The sequence below is a fragment of the Streptomyces sp. NPDC001204 genome, from assembly GCF_053598035.1.
Window position 1 is genome coordinate 40,182 of sequence record NZ_JBSFJL010000014.1, and the last position, 15,098, is coordinate 55,279.

The window sequence follows — 15,098 nt, forward strand, 5'->3', positions numbered from 1 at the left end:
GGCGTCACTTCCCCGTGCCGAAGCCGAAGGCGCCGGAGTTCTCGACCTTGGCGCGCAGCCGCTTGCCCTTCTCGGTGGCCTGGTCGTTCAGCTCCTGCTGGAACTCCCGCATCCGGGCGAGCAGTTCCTCGTCGTGCGCGGCGAGGATCCGGGCGGCGAGCAGACCCGCGTTGCGGGCGCCGCCGACGGACACGGTCGCCACCGGGACCCCGGCAGGCATCTGCACGATCGAGAGCAGCGAGTCCATGCCGTCCAGGTACTTCAGCGGGACGGGCACGCCGATCACCGGCAGCGGGGTGACGGAGGCGAGCATGCCGGGCAGGTGGGCCGCCCCGCCCGCGCCCGCGATGATCGCCTTCAGTCCGCGGTCCGCCGCGCGCTCGCCGTACGCGATCATCTCGCGCGGCATGCGGTGCGCGGAGACGACGTCCACCTCGTAGGGGATCTCGAACTCGTCGAGCGCCTCGGCGGCGGCCTCCATGACGGGCCAGTCGGAGTCCGACCCCATGACGATGCCAACAACTGGGCTCATTCGGTGATGGTGCCTCTCAGGTAGCCGGCTGCGTGACGGGCGCGTTCCAGCACGTCGTCCAGGTCGTCGCCGTAGGTGTTGACGTGGCCGACCTTGCGGCCGGGCTTCACGTCCTTGCCGTACATGTGGATCTTGAGCTGGGGGTCACGGGCCATGCAGTGCAGGTACGCGGAGTACATGTCCGGGTAGTCGCCGCCGAGGACGTTCACCATGACGGTCCACTTGGCGCGCGGGCGGGGGTCGCCCAGCGGCAGGTCGAGGACCGCGCGGACGTGGTTGGCGAACTGGGAGGTGATGGCGCCGTCCATCGACCAGTGGCCGGAGTTGTGCGGGCGCATCGCCAGCTCGTTGACGAGGATGCGACCGTCGCGGGTCTGGAACAGCTCGACGGCGAGGTGGCCGACGACACCGAGTTCCTTGGCGATGGTCAGCGCGAGCTGCTCGGCCTGGAGGGCCAGTCTCTCGTCGAGGTCGGGTGCCGGGGCTATCACGGTGTCGCAGACGCCGTTCACCTGCCGCGACTCCACGACCGGGTAGGCCACCGCCTGGCCGTGCGGGGAGCGTACGACGTTGGCGGCCAGCTCCCGGACGAAGTCGACCTTCTCCTCGGCGAGGACGGGCACGCCGGCACGGAAGGGCTCGGCGGCCTCCTCGACGGAGTCGACCACCCACACGCCCTTGCCGTCGTAGCCGCCGCGGACGGTCTTGAGGACCACGGGGAAACCGCCCGCCCGTCGCCCACCGCCGCCCTTGCCGGGGGGCACTTCGTGCCCGCCCCTTTCGAGCTCGGCCGCGAACGCGGCCACGTCCTGCGGATCGCTCACGATGCGGTGCCGCGGGCACGGCACACCGATCGCGTCGAGCTTCGCCCGCATCACGCCCTTGTCCTGGGCGTGCACGAGCGCGTCGGGGCCGGGGCGTACGGGGATGCCGTCCGCCTCCAGGGCCCGCAGGTGCTCGGTGGGGACGTGCTCGTGATCGAAGGTGATCACGTCGCAGCCCCGCGCGAACGCGCGCAGCGTGTCCAGGTCGCGGTAGTCGCCGATGACGACGTCGCTCACCACCTGCGCCGCGGAGTCCTGGGGAGTGTCACTGAGGAGCTTGAACCTGATGCCCAACGGGATGCCCGCCTCGTGTGTCATACGAGCGAGCTGGCCACCGCCGACCATGCCGACTACCGGGAACGTCACGCTCCTAGGGTATCGGCCGCCGCGGCGCGGCCCGCTTCCGCGCCCGCCGGGGCCGTCCGGCACCTCACGGGGATCGTCACCCGCCGCACTGACGTACGCGCCCGACCGCTCCGGCGTGCCCGTCGGCGCTCTTACCAGTCGCTTCGACGGCTCTTTCCCGCCTTTTCCCGGACTCTTTCCGACCCGTTCCCGAGCTGATGCCTTGTCCACAGGCGCGGGCGTGGAGCGCTGGTTAGCATGGCCGGGTTGACCGAACCGACCGAGACGGGGGCCTGCACGACCATGGAACATGGTTCCTCGGGGCATCGACCGGAGCCCCCGGCACCCCGCGGCGCGCTGCGCAGGCACGTGGACCAGCTGTGGCGCGAGCTCGTGAAGTTCGGCGCGGTGGGCGGAGCGGGGCTGCTGGTCAACCTGCTCGTGTTCAACCTGGTGCGGCACGTGACCGGACTTCAGGTGGTGCGGGCCAGTGTCATCGCGACCGTCGTCGCCATCGTCTTCAACTACGTCGGCTTCCGCTACTTCACGTACCGGGACCGCGACAAGAGCGGGCGCACCCGGGAACTGACGCTGTTCCTGCTGTTCAGCGTGGTCGGCCTGGTGATCGAGAACGGCGTGCTGTACCTGGCGACGTACGGCTTCGGCTGGGACAGCCCGCTGCAGAGCAACGTCTTCAAGTTCCTCGGCATCGGCATCGCGACCCTGTTCCGCTTCTGGTCGTACCGCACCTGGGTGTTCCGCACCCTGCCGGCCCGGCAGGCCGTGGCGGGCGCGGAGTCCTTCCTCCAGACCGAGTCGAAGAAGCCCCGGCGCGAGGTCTTCCGCTAGGTCCTGTCGTCAAATTCCCGTCGTCGCCCGAAGGGCGGCTCCGCGGCGTCTGGTGCGTGCTCTCGGCGTGCCGGGCGGAAGTCCTCGTACTGGACGTACTTGGGCTTTCGCCCGGTGGGGCGAGAGTGCGTGCCAGGCGTCGCGGGGCAGGCGGGAATTTGACGGCAGGGCCTAGGCCCTGCCCCGGGGCCCGCCCCGGGGGTCAACGCACCGTCGGGTGGTCCTCCGACTGCTTCTTCGGCGGGGTGCGGGACAGGAACAGGCCGAAGACGGGCGGCTGGGCCTGGAGCAGTTCCAGGCGGCCGCCGTCGGCCTCGGCGAGATCGCGGGCGACGGCGAGCCCGATGCCCGTGGAGTTGCGGCCGCTGATGGTGCGCTCGAAGATACGGGCGCCCAGGTCGGCGGGGACGCCGGAGCCCTCGTCGGTGACCTCCACCACGGCCTGGTTGCCGGTCACGCGGGTGCGCAGCGCCACCGTGCCGCCGCCGTGCATCAGGGAGTTCTCGATCAGCGCGGCCAGCACCTGTGCGACGGCGCCCGGCGTGCCCACTGCCTGGAGGTGCCGCTTGCCGGAGCTGACGATCGCCCGGCCGACGCTGCGGTAGGCGGGGCGCCACTCGGCGATCTGCTGCTGGATGACCTCGTCGAGGTCGAAGGAGACGGCGGAGCCGGTGCGGGGGTCGCGGGAGTTGGTCAGCAGGCGGTCCACCACGTCGGTCAGCCGCTCGACCTGGGCGAGCGCGACGTTGGCCTCCTCCTTGACCGTGTCCGGGTCGTCGGTGAGGGTGATCTCCTCCAGGCGCATGGACAGCGCGGTCAGCGGTGTACGCAGCTGGTGGGAGGCGTCGGCGGCGAGCCGCCGCTCGGCGGTCAGCATGCGGGCGATGCGCTCTGCCGACCCGTCGAGCACGTCCGCGACCCGGTCCAGCTCCGGGACGCCGTAGCGCTTGTGACGGGGGCGCGGGTCGCCGGATCCGAGGCGCTCGGCGGTCTCGGCGAGGTCGGTCAGCGGGGAGGCCAGCCGGTTGGCCTGGCGGACGGCGAGCAGTACCGCGGCGACCACCGCGAGCAGCGCCACCAGTCCGATGATCAGCAGCGTGCGGCCGACCTCGCGGGTCACCGAGGAACGGGGCTCCTCCACCCGGACGGTCTCGCCCTGCTCTCCCTTGGCCGTGGAGTGGATCACGTCGCCGGACGGTTTGGCGCCGACCTTGATGGGCTGCTGCCCGAGGATGCCGATCACGGCGTACTGGCCGTCGGCCATCTGGTTGCGCAGGACGTCGGCGTCGACCGTCGCCGCGCCGAGCAGCCTGCTGTCGACGATGCTGGCCAGCCGCAGCGCCTCGGAGTCGACCCGCTCCTGGGCGCTGCTGCTGATGGTGCGGGTCTCGACGATCACCAGGGACAAGCCGAAGACGGCGATCACTACCAGCACCACGGCAAGCGTGGACTGGATCAGTCGGCGGCGCATGTCCTCCTACCTGACGAAAGCGCGGGGCGGCCGGCTCAGCTCTTCTCGAATCGGAAGCCCACGCCGCGCACGGTCGCGATGTACCGGGGGTTCGCCGCGTCGTCGCCGAGCTTCTTGCGCAGCCAGGAGATGTGCATGTCGAGGGTCTTGGTGGACGACCACCAGGTCGTGTCCCAGACCTCGCGCATCAGCTGGTCGCGGGTGACGACCCGGCCCGCGTCCCGCACGAGCACCCGGAGCAGGTCGAACTCCTTGGCGGTGAGCTGGAGCTCCTCGTCCCCCATCCACGCGCGGTGGGACTCGACGTCGATGCGCACGCCGTGCGTGGCGGGCGGCTGCTGCGGCTCGGCGGCGCCGCGCCGCAGCAGGGCCCGGACGCGGGCGAGCAGTTCGGCGAGCCGGAAGGGCTTGGTGACGTAGTCGTCGGCGCCCGCGTCGAGGCCGACGACGGTGTCCACCTCGTCGGCGCGCGCGGTCAGGATCAGAATGGGCACCGTGTGGCCGTCGGAGCGCAGCCGGCGGGCGACCTCCAGGCCGTCCATGCCGGGCAGCCCGAGGTCCAGCACGACCAGGTCGACACCGCCCTGCATTCCGGCGTCGAGCGCGGCGGGTCCGTCCTCACGCACCTCGACCTCGTAACCTTCCCTGCGCAGTGCGCGGGCCAGCGGCTCCGAGATGGACGCGTCGTCCTCGGCGAGCAGTACACGGGTCATGAGCCGATGGTAGTCCGCCCGCGCCGCCCGCTGGGGTGGTCCGGCGGTGTGATCGACACACGCGCTTCTTACCTTGCGGCCTGTCGGGTGCCGCCCGTGCGGCTCCGCGGCACGGACCGGGCGGCACGGAATGCGATCCTTTGAGGCCTTGGTAATAGACCTTCGAAAGCCGGGCAGGGTTCCCCAGCGACCTGTGATCCGTGTCTCAAGTCCTTCCATATCGGGCGGTGTCCTGCCGTATGGTGGCTTGAACGTCTGATGCACACAGGGGACCTTTGGCGATCGTCTTGACGCTGAAGGTCTCTTTTGTGGGCGGGTCGGCCCCAACCGGCCCGGGAAGAATGACCTAGGGCCGGGCCTCGTACGCGCGTCGACGCGAGCAGAGGTGTGGATCCCGGTGGCCGTCGTCCGCCGCTTCGCGATCCGGAGCGGGATCCCCCTGGGCGTGGGGTGGACCTCGGGCCTGCCGGTGCCGGCCACCCCCACCGGGCGCGTACCCGCCGAGGGCGGCGCGTCCCGACCAGCAAGGAACGACCATGGCGTCCAGCCTGACGAAGGACTCGGTCCATCCGGGCACACCCGGTTCCGAGAAGACCTTCTTCGGCCACCCCCGCGGCCTGGCCACACTCTTCATGACCGAGATGTGGGAGCGCTTCAGCTTCTACGGTATGCGGGCCCTTCTCGTCGTGTACCTGCTCTCCGGCGGCCCCGACGCCAAGAAGGGGAGCATGAGCGGTGGGCTCGGCATGGATCTGGCCACCACCACCGCCATCTACTCCGTCTACCTGTCGATGGTGTACCTGCTCGCCATGCCCGGCGGGTGGCTGGGCGACCGTGTCTGGGGCCCCCGCAAGACGGTGGCGATCGCCGCGGTCACGATCATGGCGGGTCACGCGGTGCTGGCGCTGCCCGGCGGCCAGGCGCCCTTCTTCGCCGGTCTCGCGCTGGTCGCGCTCGGCTCCGGCCTGCTGAAGGCCAACATCTCCACCATGGTCGGCCACCTCTACAAGGGCCCGGACGACCCGCGCCGCGACGGTGGCTTCACGATCTTCTACATGGGCATCAACATGGGTGCCTTCTTCGCGCCGCTCATCATCGGCACCGTCGGCCAGCAGGTCAGCTGGCACCTGGGCTTCGGCCTCGCCGCCGTGGGCATGGCGATCGGCCTCGCGGCTTTCCTGATCGGCACCCGGAACCTGAGCCCGCAGAGCAACGTCGTGCCCAAGCCGCTGGACGCCGCCGAGCGTGCCTCCTGGCTGCGCAAGGGCCTGACCTGGCTCGCCGTCGCCGCCGTCTTCTACGGCATCGTCGGCTTCACCGGCCACTTCACCCTGAACTGGGCGATGATCCCGCTCACCGTCATCGGTCTGGTCATCCCGGCCGGCGTCCTGCTGCGCATCAAGCGCGACAAGGAACTGTCGGCCGTCGAGCAGTCCAAGATGACCGGCTACATCTGGTTCTTCGTCGCGGCCGCCGCCTTCTGGATGATCTACGACCAGGGCGGTTCCACGGTCCAGGCGTTCGGTGAGACCAAGACCTCCTCCTCGCTGCTGGGCTTCGGCTTCCCGTCCTCCTGGTACCAGTCGCTGAACCCGGTGTTCATCATGGCGCTGGCCCCGGTCTTCGCCTGGTTCTGGCTGTGGCTGAGCCGCAAGGGCAAGGAGCCGAGCACCGTCGCGAAGTTCGCGGCCGCCCTGTTCTTCATCGGCGTCTCGTTCTTCTTCTTCCTGCTGCCGCTGGGCATGGCCCACGGTGACACCCTGGTCAGCCCGATGTGGCTGGTCGGCATCTACCTGATCCAGACCGTCGGCGAGCTGTGCCTCTCCCCGGTCGGCCTGTCGGTGACGACGAAGATGGCGCCGGCCAAGTACGCCAGCCAGATGATGGGCGTGTGGTTCCTCGCGGTCACCGCGGGCGACTCCATCACCAGCCTGCTGTCCAACCCCGCCGTGGCCGGGGTCGACCTCAGCGGCACGGGGGCGGTCGCCCTGGAGGCGGTCCTCGCCGCCCTCGCCGGTGTCGCGATCTACATGTACCGCCGGAAGGTGCAGTCCCTGATGGGCGACGTCCACTGACGTCACCCTCCGATCGCCGAAAGGGCCGCCCCGTGAGGGGCGGCCCTTTCGTGTCGCGGTCTTCTCTGTCTCGCGCTCCTGGTGTTGCGCTCCTGGTGCCGCGGTCGCCGTCGGGCCTTGCCGAGCGGCTCCGCGTTCAGGCGGGCGCCCCCAGCTCGGCCCACACTCTCTTGCCGGCGACGCCGGGGGCGCGGACCACACCCCAGTCCAGGCACAGCCGCTGGACGATGAACATGCCGTGGCCACCGGGGCGCCCGGCGCGGTGCGGGGTGCGCGGCGCGGGCTGGCCGGTGCCGCGGTCGGAGACCTCGATGCGGATCACCTTGTTGTCGCAGGTGATCTCCAGCTGGTCGGGGCCCTCGGCGTGCAGGCAGGCGTTGGTGACCAGTTCGGAGACGACGAGGAGTACGTCCTCGGCGGCGGCCCGCTGGTCGGCGGTCGCGGCGGGCAGCCAGCCCCACGCGTACAGCGCCTGGCGGGTGAAGTCGCGGGCGAGCGGCACGACGCCGCTCTCGCCGTCGAAGCTCAGCCTGCGGATCTGGCGACTCCCGGAGGGGGCCGCCGGCACGGCCGTCGCACCCCCTGTGGGTACCGCGCCCGTCGGCGCGTCCCCCTCGGACGCCCCGGAAGCGCCGCTGGGCTCCGGGCCGCGGTCGCCCGGCGAGTAAGGCCGGGTGGTGCTCATCAGCGCTTCACCTCACCGATTCACCAGTTCACGATTCAAAAGTCACCAGTCACTTCACACGCACACGGTCGGTACGTCCGTACACACGCCGGAACCCCGGTCGCCGGCGCCCGCGAGGGCGACCGATCCACTCAGGATGTCTCCTGCCCGACCGATCGGGGGGAACACCCCCGTTTTCGGCCCGCCGCGCGTGCGCCCGGCATACGCCGGGCGCTGAACACGGAAGGGGCACGTCGACGAACCCGAAGGCCGGCTCAGCCGGCCTCGTCGGCCAGGGCATCCTCCAGGGAGTCGTGCACGGTGAAGACCGCGTCCGCCCCTGTGATCTCGAACACGCGGGCCACCACCGGCAGCATCCCGGCCAGATGCACACCCCCTCCGGCCGCCTCCGCCTTCAGCCGCGCGCCCAGCAGCACGTTCAGCCCCGTGGAGTCGCAAAACTCCAGGCGTGAACAATCCACCACCAGGCGCGAGCGTCCCTTGTCGAGGCACTCCTCGAGTGGTTCGCGCAGCAGGTCGGCCGTGTGGTGATCGAGCTCACCCGCCGGCGTCACGACGGCGCTGGAGCCCTCTTGCCGCACCTCCACCAGAAGCCGGCCCGACTGTGCGCTGCCGACCGTCCCGCGGTCCATGCCGTCTCTCTCTCCCGGGGTCTTCGCTGCTGCCTGACGCCCTCGAACACTACGCCTTCCCTCATCGCTCCGACAGCCGAACATCCGCACACAAACGGACATACCCCCACATAAGGAACTTGCGGCGGTGTTGGGAAAGCGGGTAGGGCTAGTAGAGACCCGCACCCGACACGGCCGGCTTTGGAGGCGCCGCACACCGCAGTGCACGAATTGGCTTCGGCAGCCATATGCCGAGAACGATGGAGGACATCATGTCACCCCGGCTCGACGCATCGCATACCCCGATGGCGACGTCGGCATCCCCAGCGGAGCCCCTGGATCCCATCGAGTTCCACGACGTACGCGCCGAGCGGGCCGATCAGGCCGACGCACTGGCCGGACTCCCGGACATCCCCCCGTACGACGAAGTGGCCCCCGACGACGCCCGGGCCTTGTCCAAGGCCCTCTTCGAGCGGCTGGAGTCCCTCGAGGAAGGCACCCACGCCTACTCGTACGTCCGCAACACGCTCGTCGAGCTGAACCTCGCGCTCGTCAAGTTCGCCGCCTCCCGCTTCCGCTCCCGCAGCGAGCCGATGGAGGACATCATCCAGGTCGGCACCATCGGCCTGATCAAGGCGATCGACCGGTTCGAACTGTCCCGGGGCGTGGAGTTCCCGACGTTCGCGATGCCCACCATCATCGGGGAGATCAAGCGCTTCTTCCGCGACACCTCGTGGTCCGTGCGCGTCCCGCGCCGGCTCCAGGAACTGCGCCTCGACCTCGCCAAGGCCGGTGACGAACTGGCCCAGCGGCTCGACCGCGCCCCGACGGTCGCCGAACTCGCCGAGCACCTCGGCCTGTCCAACGACGAGGTGGTGGAGGGCATGGCCGCCTCGAACGCCTACACCGCGTCGTCGCTGGACGCCCAGCCCGAGGAGGACGACTCCGAGGGCGCCCTCGCGGACCGCATCGGCTACGAGGACCACGGGCTCGAAGGCATTGAGTACGTCGAGGCGTTGAAGCCGCTGATCGCCCAACTGCCCTCCCGGGACCGGAAGATCCTGTCTCTGCGGTTCGTGGCCAATATGACCCAGTCGGAGATCGGCGAGGAACTCGGCATCTCGCAGATGCACGTCTCCCGGCTGCTCTCCCGGACGCTCGGACAACTGCGCAAGGGCCTGACACTCGAAGAGTGACGGTGTGACGAGATGAAGGGGGACGTTTCCGTCCGGTGCCGTCGGTGGCGCCGGGCGGACCGCGCCCCCGGCGCCTCGGCACGTCCGGGGCACGTCCCGGGCACGTGCGGGGCGTGCCCCGGAGCGTTCGGGGCATGCGGGGCATGCCCCGGGAAGCCCCGCCGCCGTGGCGCCGTTACCCCGGAAAACCCTGGGCAACCTCTTTCCCCCGCGGCTCGCTTCCCCCACTATGGGTCACCCCCATACCGGCCGGTACGTCCAGAGTCCGGCCGTGCCACCGGGGGTGCGAGGAGGGCGGGTCAATGGCTCGGGCCGACGGGAGCGACGACGACGTCGAGACCGGGGACACGGGCGGCGGACCGCACGCGGACGCCTCCGACGCACGGCTCACCGAACTGCTGCGCGCCGACACCGCGACCCTCTGGCCGGCGCTGCGCGAACTGCGCTCCCGCCACCTGCCCCGGGCCCTCGCCCACGCCCGGCACTGCACCGCCGGCGAGTCGGCCGCCCGTCAACTCGCGGCGCAGGCGTTCACCCTCGCCGCCCGCGAGACGGCGCGCGGTGCGGACCCGGGCGTCCCGGTCCGGCTGCGCCTGCTGCTGCTCACCGCCCGACTGACCGCCGCCTGGGCGCGGGACGAGCGGTCCGGCGGCGTCGACCCGGGGCTGCTGCTGGTCCTGAACACGGCCGGCCCCGAGGGCCCCGTACCGCCCCTGCTCGCCGCCTTCCGGTCGCTGCCGACCCGCGTCCAGGGCCTGGTCTGGTACGGGATCGTGGAGCGGGAACCCGAGGAGCGGACGGCCAGGTTCCTCGGCCTCACCCGCCAGGACGTGGTGCACGGCACCCCACAGGCGCTCAAGGCACTGGCCCAGGCCTGTCTGAAGGCACGTCTGGCCGCGTCGGACGACTCACGCTGCGGCGACTTCCGGCGGCTCATCGAGGAGGCGGTACGGCCGGACCACCCCCGCGCGAGCCTGGACCTGCACGCCCACATGACGCGCTGCGACCACTGCTCGGCCGCGTTCGAGGAGCAGTCCGCCCTGCGCGACCACCCGCGCACCGCGGTGGCCGAGGGCCTGCTGCCCTGGGGTGGCGCCGCCTATGTCGCACAGCATCCGGCCGATCCGCCGCCGGGGGCCCGGGCGCGGCCCTCCGCCTGGCCGCGCTCCCGCCGCTACGCGCTGGTCTCGGCAGCGCTCGGCGTGGCCCTCACGACACTGCTGCTGTTCCTGCTCACCTCGAACGACGGCACACCGCACCAGCGGGCGGCGGGCGCGATGACCGTGCCCACGCCGCCGGTGCGGGTCACGGTGACGGCCACGGTGTCGGCGACCCCGCCCGCGCCCTCCCCGTCGGCGACCTCCCGGCCGCCGTCCCGGCATCCGGCCCCCGAACCGACGCCGGGCCACTCCCGGACGGCGCGCCCGAAGCCTCCGCCCGGCCCGTCGCCCTCGCCGGTGCATCCGCCCGGCGCGGCCTACGCGCAGGTGGTGAACGCCGCCTCGGGCCGCTGCCTGGACGTGGCCGGCGACTTCGACAACGGCACGGACGTCGTCACCGCCCCGTGTGGGTCCGCGTCCAGCCAGCGCTGGCGGTTCGACGCCTCGCGCCAGGTGCTCCAGTCGGCGGCGGACCCCGATTTCTGCCTGGACAGCCGCGGCTCGGTGGACAACGGCGTCGGCGTCTGGAGGTGCTCGTCGGTCGACGGCAGGAACGGCCGCAATCTGCGCTTCACCGTCGACCCGGACGGCATGATCCGCCCGGCCATCGCCACCTGGACCGCCCTCACCCCGCACTCGGACGGCCACCTCTCCCTCGACTTGCACGGCGGAGGTACGGCGCAGGAGTGGCGGGCGGGCAGCGCCTGACCGGACCCGGACCCGGACGGTGATCCGGGCGGCCGGCGGGGCGCCTTCCGTCGGCCTCCTGCGGCTCGGTCCGCCGGACAGGCCCCGCTCAGACCTCGCGTACGCCGCGCCGCCAGACCTGGGTGACCAGCGGAACGCCCGGCCGGTAGGCCAGGTGGACGTGGCTGGGCGCGTCCAGGACGGCGAGGTCGGCGCGGGCGCCCGGGGACAGACGGCCGACATCGTCGCGACGCAGAGCCCTCGCGCCGCCCGCCGTCGCCGCCCAGACCGCCTCGTCCGGGGTCATGCCCATGTCCCGTACGGCGAGCGCGACGCAGAAGGGCACCGAGGAGGTGAACGACGAGCCGGGGTTGCAGTCGGTGGACAGGGCCACCGTGACACCCGCGTCGAGGAGGCGGCGGGCGTCGGGCCACTGGGCGCGGGTGGAGAACTCGGCGCCGGGCAGGAGCGTGGCGACCGTGTTCCCGTTCGCCAGCGCGTCCACGTCCGCGTCGGTCAGGTGGGTGCAGTGGTCGGCGCTGGCCGCGTCCAGTTCGACGGCGAGCTGGACGCCGGGGCCGTAGGTGAGCTGGTTGGCGTGGATGCGCGGGAGCAGGCCCTTGGCCTTGCCCGCGGTGAGGATCGCGCGGGCCTGGTCGCCGTCGAAGGCGCCCTTCTCGCAGAAGACGTCGACCCAGCGGGCGTGCGGGGCGCAGGCGTCCAGCATCTCCCCGGTGACCAGGGCGACGTACGCCGCCGGGTCCTCGGCGTAGTCCGGGGGGACGATGTGGGCGCCGAGGTAGGTGACCTCGTCGGTGTGCGCGGCGGCGATGCGCAGGGCGCGGGCCTCGTCGGCGACGGTGAGGCCGTAGCCGGACTTGGTCTCGAACGTGGTCGTGCCCTGGCGCAGGGCCTCGGCGAGGTGGTGGGTGAGGTTGGCCTCCAGCTCCGCGTCGGTGGCGGCGCGGGTGGCGGCGACCGTGGTGCGGATGCCGCCCGCGCTGTAGGCCCGGCCGGACATGCGGGCGTTGAACTCCTCGGTGCGGTCGCCCGCGAAGACGAGGTGGGAGTGGGAGTCGACGAAGCCGGGGATCACCGCCCGGCCGCCGGCGTCGACCCGGTTGTCAGTGGCGGGTGCTTTGCTGGATTCACCGGTCCACGCGACGCGGTCGCCCTCGATGACGACGGCCGCGTCCCGGACCAGTCCGAGGGGGGATCCGTCACCGAGGGAGGGGTCGTTGGTGACCAGCGTGGCGATGTTGGTGATGGCGGTGCTGCTCATGGTGTCCTCAGGGGTGACGGGGAAATTCAGCCGCGCAGTGCCTGGACGGCGCCTGCCAGCGCCGACGGCACGTCGGGTACGAGGGTGTGGGCGCCGTCCCGCACGATGTGCCGACCGGCCACGACCGTATGGCGTACGTCCGCGGCGGTCGCCGCGAATACGGCCGTCTCGGCGCCGAGCCTGGGCAGCGTCCCCGCTGTCCTGACCGAGTCCAGCGCGATCGTCGTGAAGTCGGCGCGGGCGCCGGGGGTGAGGCTGCCGGCGTCGGACCAGCCGAGGGCGGCGTGCCCGTCGGCGGTGGCGGCCCGCAGCAGGGCCGCGGCGGTCCAGTGACCGCGGGTGCGGGTGCGCAGCCGCTCGTTCAGCTCCATCGCGCGGGCCTCTTCGAGCAGGTCGACGACGGCGTGGCTGTCGGAGCCCAGGGAGAGCGGGGAGCCTGCGCGCTGGAGGGCGACGGCGGGCCCGATGCCGTCGGCCAGGTCCCGCTCGGTGGTCGGGCACATGCAGGTGCCGGTGCCGGATCCGCCGAGCAGGGCGATGTCCTCCTCGGTCAGGTGGGTGTTGTGCACGCCGGTCGTGCGCGGGCCGAGGACGCCGTGGTCGGCCAGCAGCCGGGTCGGGGTGCAGCCGTGAGCGGCCTGGCAGGCGTCGTTCTCGGCGGTCTGCTCCGACAGGTGCACGTGGAGCGGGGCCCCCCGCTCCTCGGCCCACCGTGCCACCGTCGCCAGGTCCCGCGCGGGCACGGCCCGTACGGAGTGCACGGCGGCACCGATCCGCGCGTGATCCCGTTCCTTGAGAACTGAACAGCGTTCGGCCCAGGCCTCGGCCGTCCCGTCGGAGAAGCGGAGCTGGTGGGTGCCGGGCGGCTGACCGAATCCGGCGGACAGGTAGCAGGTGTCGAGGAGGGTGATGCGGATTCCGGCTTCGGCGGCGGCCTCGATCAGGGCCTCGCCCATCGCGTTCGGGTCGGCGTACCGGGCGCCTCCCGGAGCGTGGTGGACGTAGTGGAACTCGCCGACGGCGGTGATGCCGGCCAGCGCCATCTCGGCGTACACCGCGCGGGCCAGCGCGTGGTACGTCTCGGGGGTGAGCCGGCCGGCGGTGGCGTACATGACCTCGCGCCAGGTCCAGAACGTCCCGGAGCCGACCTGGACGGTGCCGCGCAGAGCCCGGTGGAAGGCGTGGCTGTGCGCGTTGGCGAGTCCCGGGATCGTGAGTCCCCGCAGCACCTCGGCTCCCGCCGGCGGGACGGGCACGCCGGTGCGGACGGCCGCGACGCGGCCGCCGCGCACGTCGAGCGCCACGCCCGGCTCGACGGGGGTCCCCCCTGCTCGAGCGCCGTCGAGAGCTTGGGGGAGGGTGCCGAGCCAGGCCTGCTCCAGCCAGTACGTCCGCGTCTGCTCGGTGGGGGTCACGTGCAGGCCAGCCCTTCCAGTACGTCGGCGAGCGCGCGCACCCCGGCCACGCAGTCGTCCTCGGCCGCGAACTCGGCCGGGGAGTGCGAGACACCGGTGGGGTTGCGCACGAACAGCATGGCGGTCGGGACGCTCCCGGACAGGATTCCGGCGTCGTGTCCGGCACCCGTGCCGAGCACCGGCACCTTCAGGTCGGTGTCCGTGCCCAGGAGCCGGGCGAGCTCGTCGCGCAGGGCGTGGTCGAACTCGACGACGGGCGTGAAGGACTCGCGGACCACGTCCAGGTCGACGCCGTGCGCCGCGGCGTACTCGCGGGCCGCCTTCTCGACACCGGTGACCACGGTGTCCAGGGTCGCCTGGTCGGCGGCGCGGGAGTCGAGCCAGCCGCGCACCAGGGACGGGATCGCGTTGACGCCGTTCGGCTCGACGGCGATCTTGCCGAAGGTGGCGACGGCACCGGCGAGCGCCGCCTCGCGCCGGGCGGCGAGCACGGTCTCGGCGTACGACAGCATCGGGTCGCGCCGGTCGACGAGCCGGGTGGTGCCCGCGTGGTTGGCCTCGCCCCGGAAGTCGAACCGCCACCGCCCGTGCGGCCAGATGGCGCTGGCCACGCCGACGGGGTCGCCGGTCAGGTCGAGGGCGCGTCCCTGCTCGACGTGCAGTTCGACGAAGGCGCCGATGCGCGCGAGCCGCTCCGGGTCGGGGCCGATGGCGTCGGGGTCGTACCCGGCGGCCTCCATGGCCCTGGGCAGCGTGACCCCGTCGGCGTCGGTGAGCCGGTGCGCCTGCTCGACGGTGAGCTGCCCGGCGGTCAGCCGCGAGCCGGTGCAGGCCAGCCCGAACCGCGCGCCCTCCTCGTCACCGAAGTTGACGAGGGCCAGCGGCTTGGTGAACCGCGCGTTCCGGCCGCGCAGTTCGTCGAGGGCGGCGAAGGAGGACACGACGCCCAGGGGCCCGTCGAAGGCCCCGCCGTCGGGCACGGAGTCGAGGTGCGACCCGGTGACCACGGCGTCCCCGGCCGCGGGGTCCCCGAGCCAGGCCCACTGGTTGCCGTTGCGGTCGACCTCGTAGGCCAGCCCGCGGTCCTCGGCCTGCCGCCGGAACCAGGCCCGGCACTCGGCGTCGGCCGCGGTCCAGGCGAATCGCCGGTAGCCACCGGACTCGGGGTGGCGCCCCATGGGGAGCAACTCCCGCCACATCGTGTGGAAGGAGTCGCCCACGGCGGGCGACGGGGTCCGCGTCGCGGCCGCGCG

At 72.2% G+C, this 15,098-nt stretch carries 13 protein-coding genes; 4 read left to right on the forward strand and 9 right to left on the reverse strand.

Translation table 11 applies throughout. The features are described 5' to 3' along the window. Positions 1 to 4 precede the first annotated feature (4 nt). Both purE and ACWC91_RS20425 read right to left on the reverse strand, forming a co-directional pair. Entirely contained in the window at positions 5 to 532 is a 528-nt protein-coding gene (gene purE, locus ACWC91_RS20420; protein WP_225074850.1) for a 5-(carboxyamino)imidazole ribonucleotide mutase, read from the reverse strand. Next, positions 529 to 1,722: a 5-(carboxyamino)imidazole ribonucleotide synthase gene (locus ACWC91_RS20425; protein ID WP_225074849.1), complete on the reverse strand. Its 1,194-nt coding sequence runs from the start codon at positions 1,720 to 1,722 to the stop codon at positions 529 to 531. Before ACWC91_RS20425 ends, purE begins: the two co-directional genes overlap by 4 nt. 282 nt (positions 1,723 to 2,004) lie before the next feature. On the opposite strand from ACWC91_RS20425, the gene ACWC91_RS20430 reads away from it, so the two are divergent. Then, entirely contained in the window at positions 2,005 to 2,550 is a 546-nt protein-coding gene (locus tag ACWC91_RS20430; protein ID WP_225074907.1) for a GtrA family protein, read from the forward strand. 202 nt (positions 2,551 to 2,752) lie between these two features. On the opposite strand, the gene ACWC91_RS20435 is transcribed toward ACWC91_RS20430, so the two are convergent. Next, positions 2,753 to 4,021, reverse strand: a complete 1,269-nt coding sequence (locus tag ACWC91_RS20435) for an ATP-binding protein (protein ID WP_450643466.1) — start codon at positions 4,019 to 4,021, stop codon at positions 2,753 to 2,755. A 35-nt stretch (positions 4,022 to 4,056) separates the two neighbouring features. Further along, positions 4,057 to 4,734: a response regulator transcription factor gene (locus ACWC91_RS20440; protein WP_100571005.1), complete on the reverse strand. Its 678-nt coding sequence runs from the start codon at positions 4,732 to 4,734 to the stop codon at positions 4,057 to 4,059. 536 nt (positions 4,735 to 5,270) lie between these two features. Here ACWC91_RS20440 and ACWC91_RS20445 point away from each other — a divergent pair. Further along, positions 5,271 to 6,809, forward strand: coding sequence for a peptide MFS transporter (locus tag ACWC91_RS20445; RefSeq protein WP_281154487.1), 1,539 nt, complete (start codon positions 5,271 to 5,273; stop codon positions 6,807 to 6,809). Positions 6,810 to 6,945: 136 nt separating this feature from the next. Here the strand turns inward: ACWC91_RS20445 and ACWC91_RS20450 are convergent, their stop codons facing one another. Continuing rightward, the gene (locus ACWC91_RS20450; RefSeq protein ID WP_225074846.1) at positions 6,946 to 7,494 is read right to left on the reverse strand and encodes an ATP-binding protein; all 549 of its coding nucleotides are present in this window, start codon (positions 7,492 to 7,494) and stop codon (positions 6,946 to 6,948) included. 254 nt (positions 7,495 to 7,748) lie between these two features. Then, the gene (locus ACWC91_RS20455) at positions 7,749 to 8,126 is read right to left on the reverse strand and encodes an STAS domain-containing protein (protein ID WP_100571008.1); all 378 of its coding nucleotides are present in this window, start codon (positions 8,124 to 8,126) and stop codon (positions 7,749 to 7,751) included. A gap of 239 nt (positions 8,127 to 8,365) precedes the next feature. Here ACWC91_RS20455 and ACWC91_RS20460 point away from each other — a divergent pair, with 239 nt between their 5' ends. Together ACWC91_RS20460 and ACWC91_RS20465 are read left to right on the forward strand one after the other, a co-directional pair. Then, positions 8,366 to 9,301, forward strand: coding sequence for an RNA polymerase sigma factor SigF (locus ACWC91_RS20460; RefSeq protein WP_281154486.1), 936 nt, complete (start codon positions 8,366 to 8,368; stop codon positions 9,299 to 9,301). Positions 9,302 to 9,603: 302 nt separating this feature from the next. Next, the gene (locus ACWC91_RS20465) at positions 9,604 to 11,169 is read left to right on the forward strand and encodes a ricin-type beta-trefoil lectin domain protein (RefSeq protein WP_450642081.1); all 1,566 of its coding nucleotides are present in this window, start codon (positions 9,604 to 9,606) and stop codon (positions 11,167 to 11,169) included. 88 nt (positions 11,170 to 11,257) lie between these two features. Here ACWC91_RS20465 and hutI read toward each other — a convergent pair whose 3' ends face one another. The 3 genes from hutI to ACWC91_RS20480 are packed head-to-tail and all read right to left on the reverse strand — an operon-like array spanning position 11,258 to position 15,044. Continuing rightward, the gene (gene hutI, locus ACWC91_RS20470) at positions 11,258 to 12,430 is read right to left on the reverse strand and encodes an imidazolonepropionase (protein ID WP_450642080.1); all 1,173 of its coding nucleotides are present in this window, start codon (positions 12,428 to 12,430) and stop codon (positions 11,258 to 11,260) included. 26 nt (positions 12,431 to 12,456) lie between these two features. After that, positions 12,457 to 13,845, reverse strand: coding sequence for a formimidoylglutamate deiminase (locus ACWC91_RS20475; protein WP_281154484.1), 1,389 nt, complete (start codon positions 13,843 to 13,845; stop codon positions 12,457 to 12,459). After that, positions 13,842 to 15,044 (reverse strand): allantoate amidohydrolase, encoded by a 1,203-nt coding sequence (locus tag ACWC91_RS20480; protein WP_225074906.1) that lies wholly within the window; start codon positions 15,042 to 15,044, stop codon positions 13,842 to 13,844. Before ACWC91_RS20480 ends, ACWC91_RS20475 begins: the two co-directional genes overlap by 4 nt. Positions 15,045 to 15,098 lie beyond the last annotated feature (54 nt).

Coding starts and splice junctions, on each gene's coding strand:
- ACWC91_RS20435 (WP_450643466.1), bottom strand. CDS start 4,021: ATGCGCCGCCGACTGATCCAGTCCACGCTTGCCGTGGTGCTGGTAGTG.
- ACWC91_RS20440 (WP_100571005.1), bottom strand. CDS start 4,734: ATGACCCGTGTACTGCTCGCCGAGGACGACGCGTCCATCTCGGAGCCG.
- ACWC91_RS20450 (WP_225074846.1), bottom strand. CDS start 7,494: ATGAGCACCACCCGGCCTTACTCGCCGGGCGACCGCGGCCCGGAGCCC.
- ACWC91_RS20455 (WP_100571008.1), bottom strand. CDS start 8,126: ATGGACCGCGGGACGGTCGGCAGCGCACAGTCGGGCCGGCTTCTGGTG.
- hutI (WP_450642080.1), bottom strand. CDS start 12,430: ATGAGCAGCACCGCCATCACCAACATCGCCACGCTGGTCACCAACGAC.
- ACWC91_RS20460 (WP_281154486.1), top strand. CDS start 8,366: ATGGAGGACATCATGTCACCCCGGCTCGACGCATCGCATACCCCGATG.
- ACWC91_RS20445 (WP_281154487.1), top strand. CDS start 5,271: ATGGCGTCCAGCCTGACGAAGGACTCGGTCCATCCGGGCACACCCGGT.
- purE (WP_225074850.1), bottom strand. CDS start 532: ATGAGCCCAGTTGTTGGCATCGTCATGGGGTCGGACTCCGACTGGCCC.
- ACWC91_RS20430 (WP_225074907.1), top strand. CDS start 2,005: ATGGAACATGGTTCCTCGGGGCATCGACCGGAGCCCCCGGCACCCCGC.
- ACWC91_RS20480 (WP_225074906.1), bottom strand. CDS start 15,044: ATGTGGCGGGAGTTGCTCCCCATGGGGCGCCACCCCGAGTCCGGTGGC.
- ACWC91_RS20465 (WP_450642081.1), top strand. CDS start 9,604: ATGGCTCGGGCCGACGGGAGCGACGACGACGTCGAGACCGGGGACACG.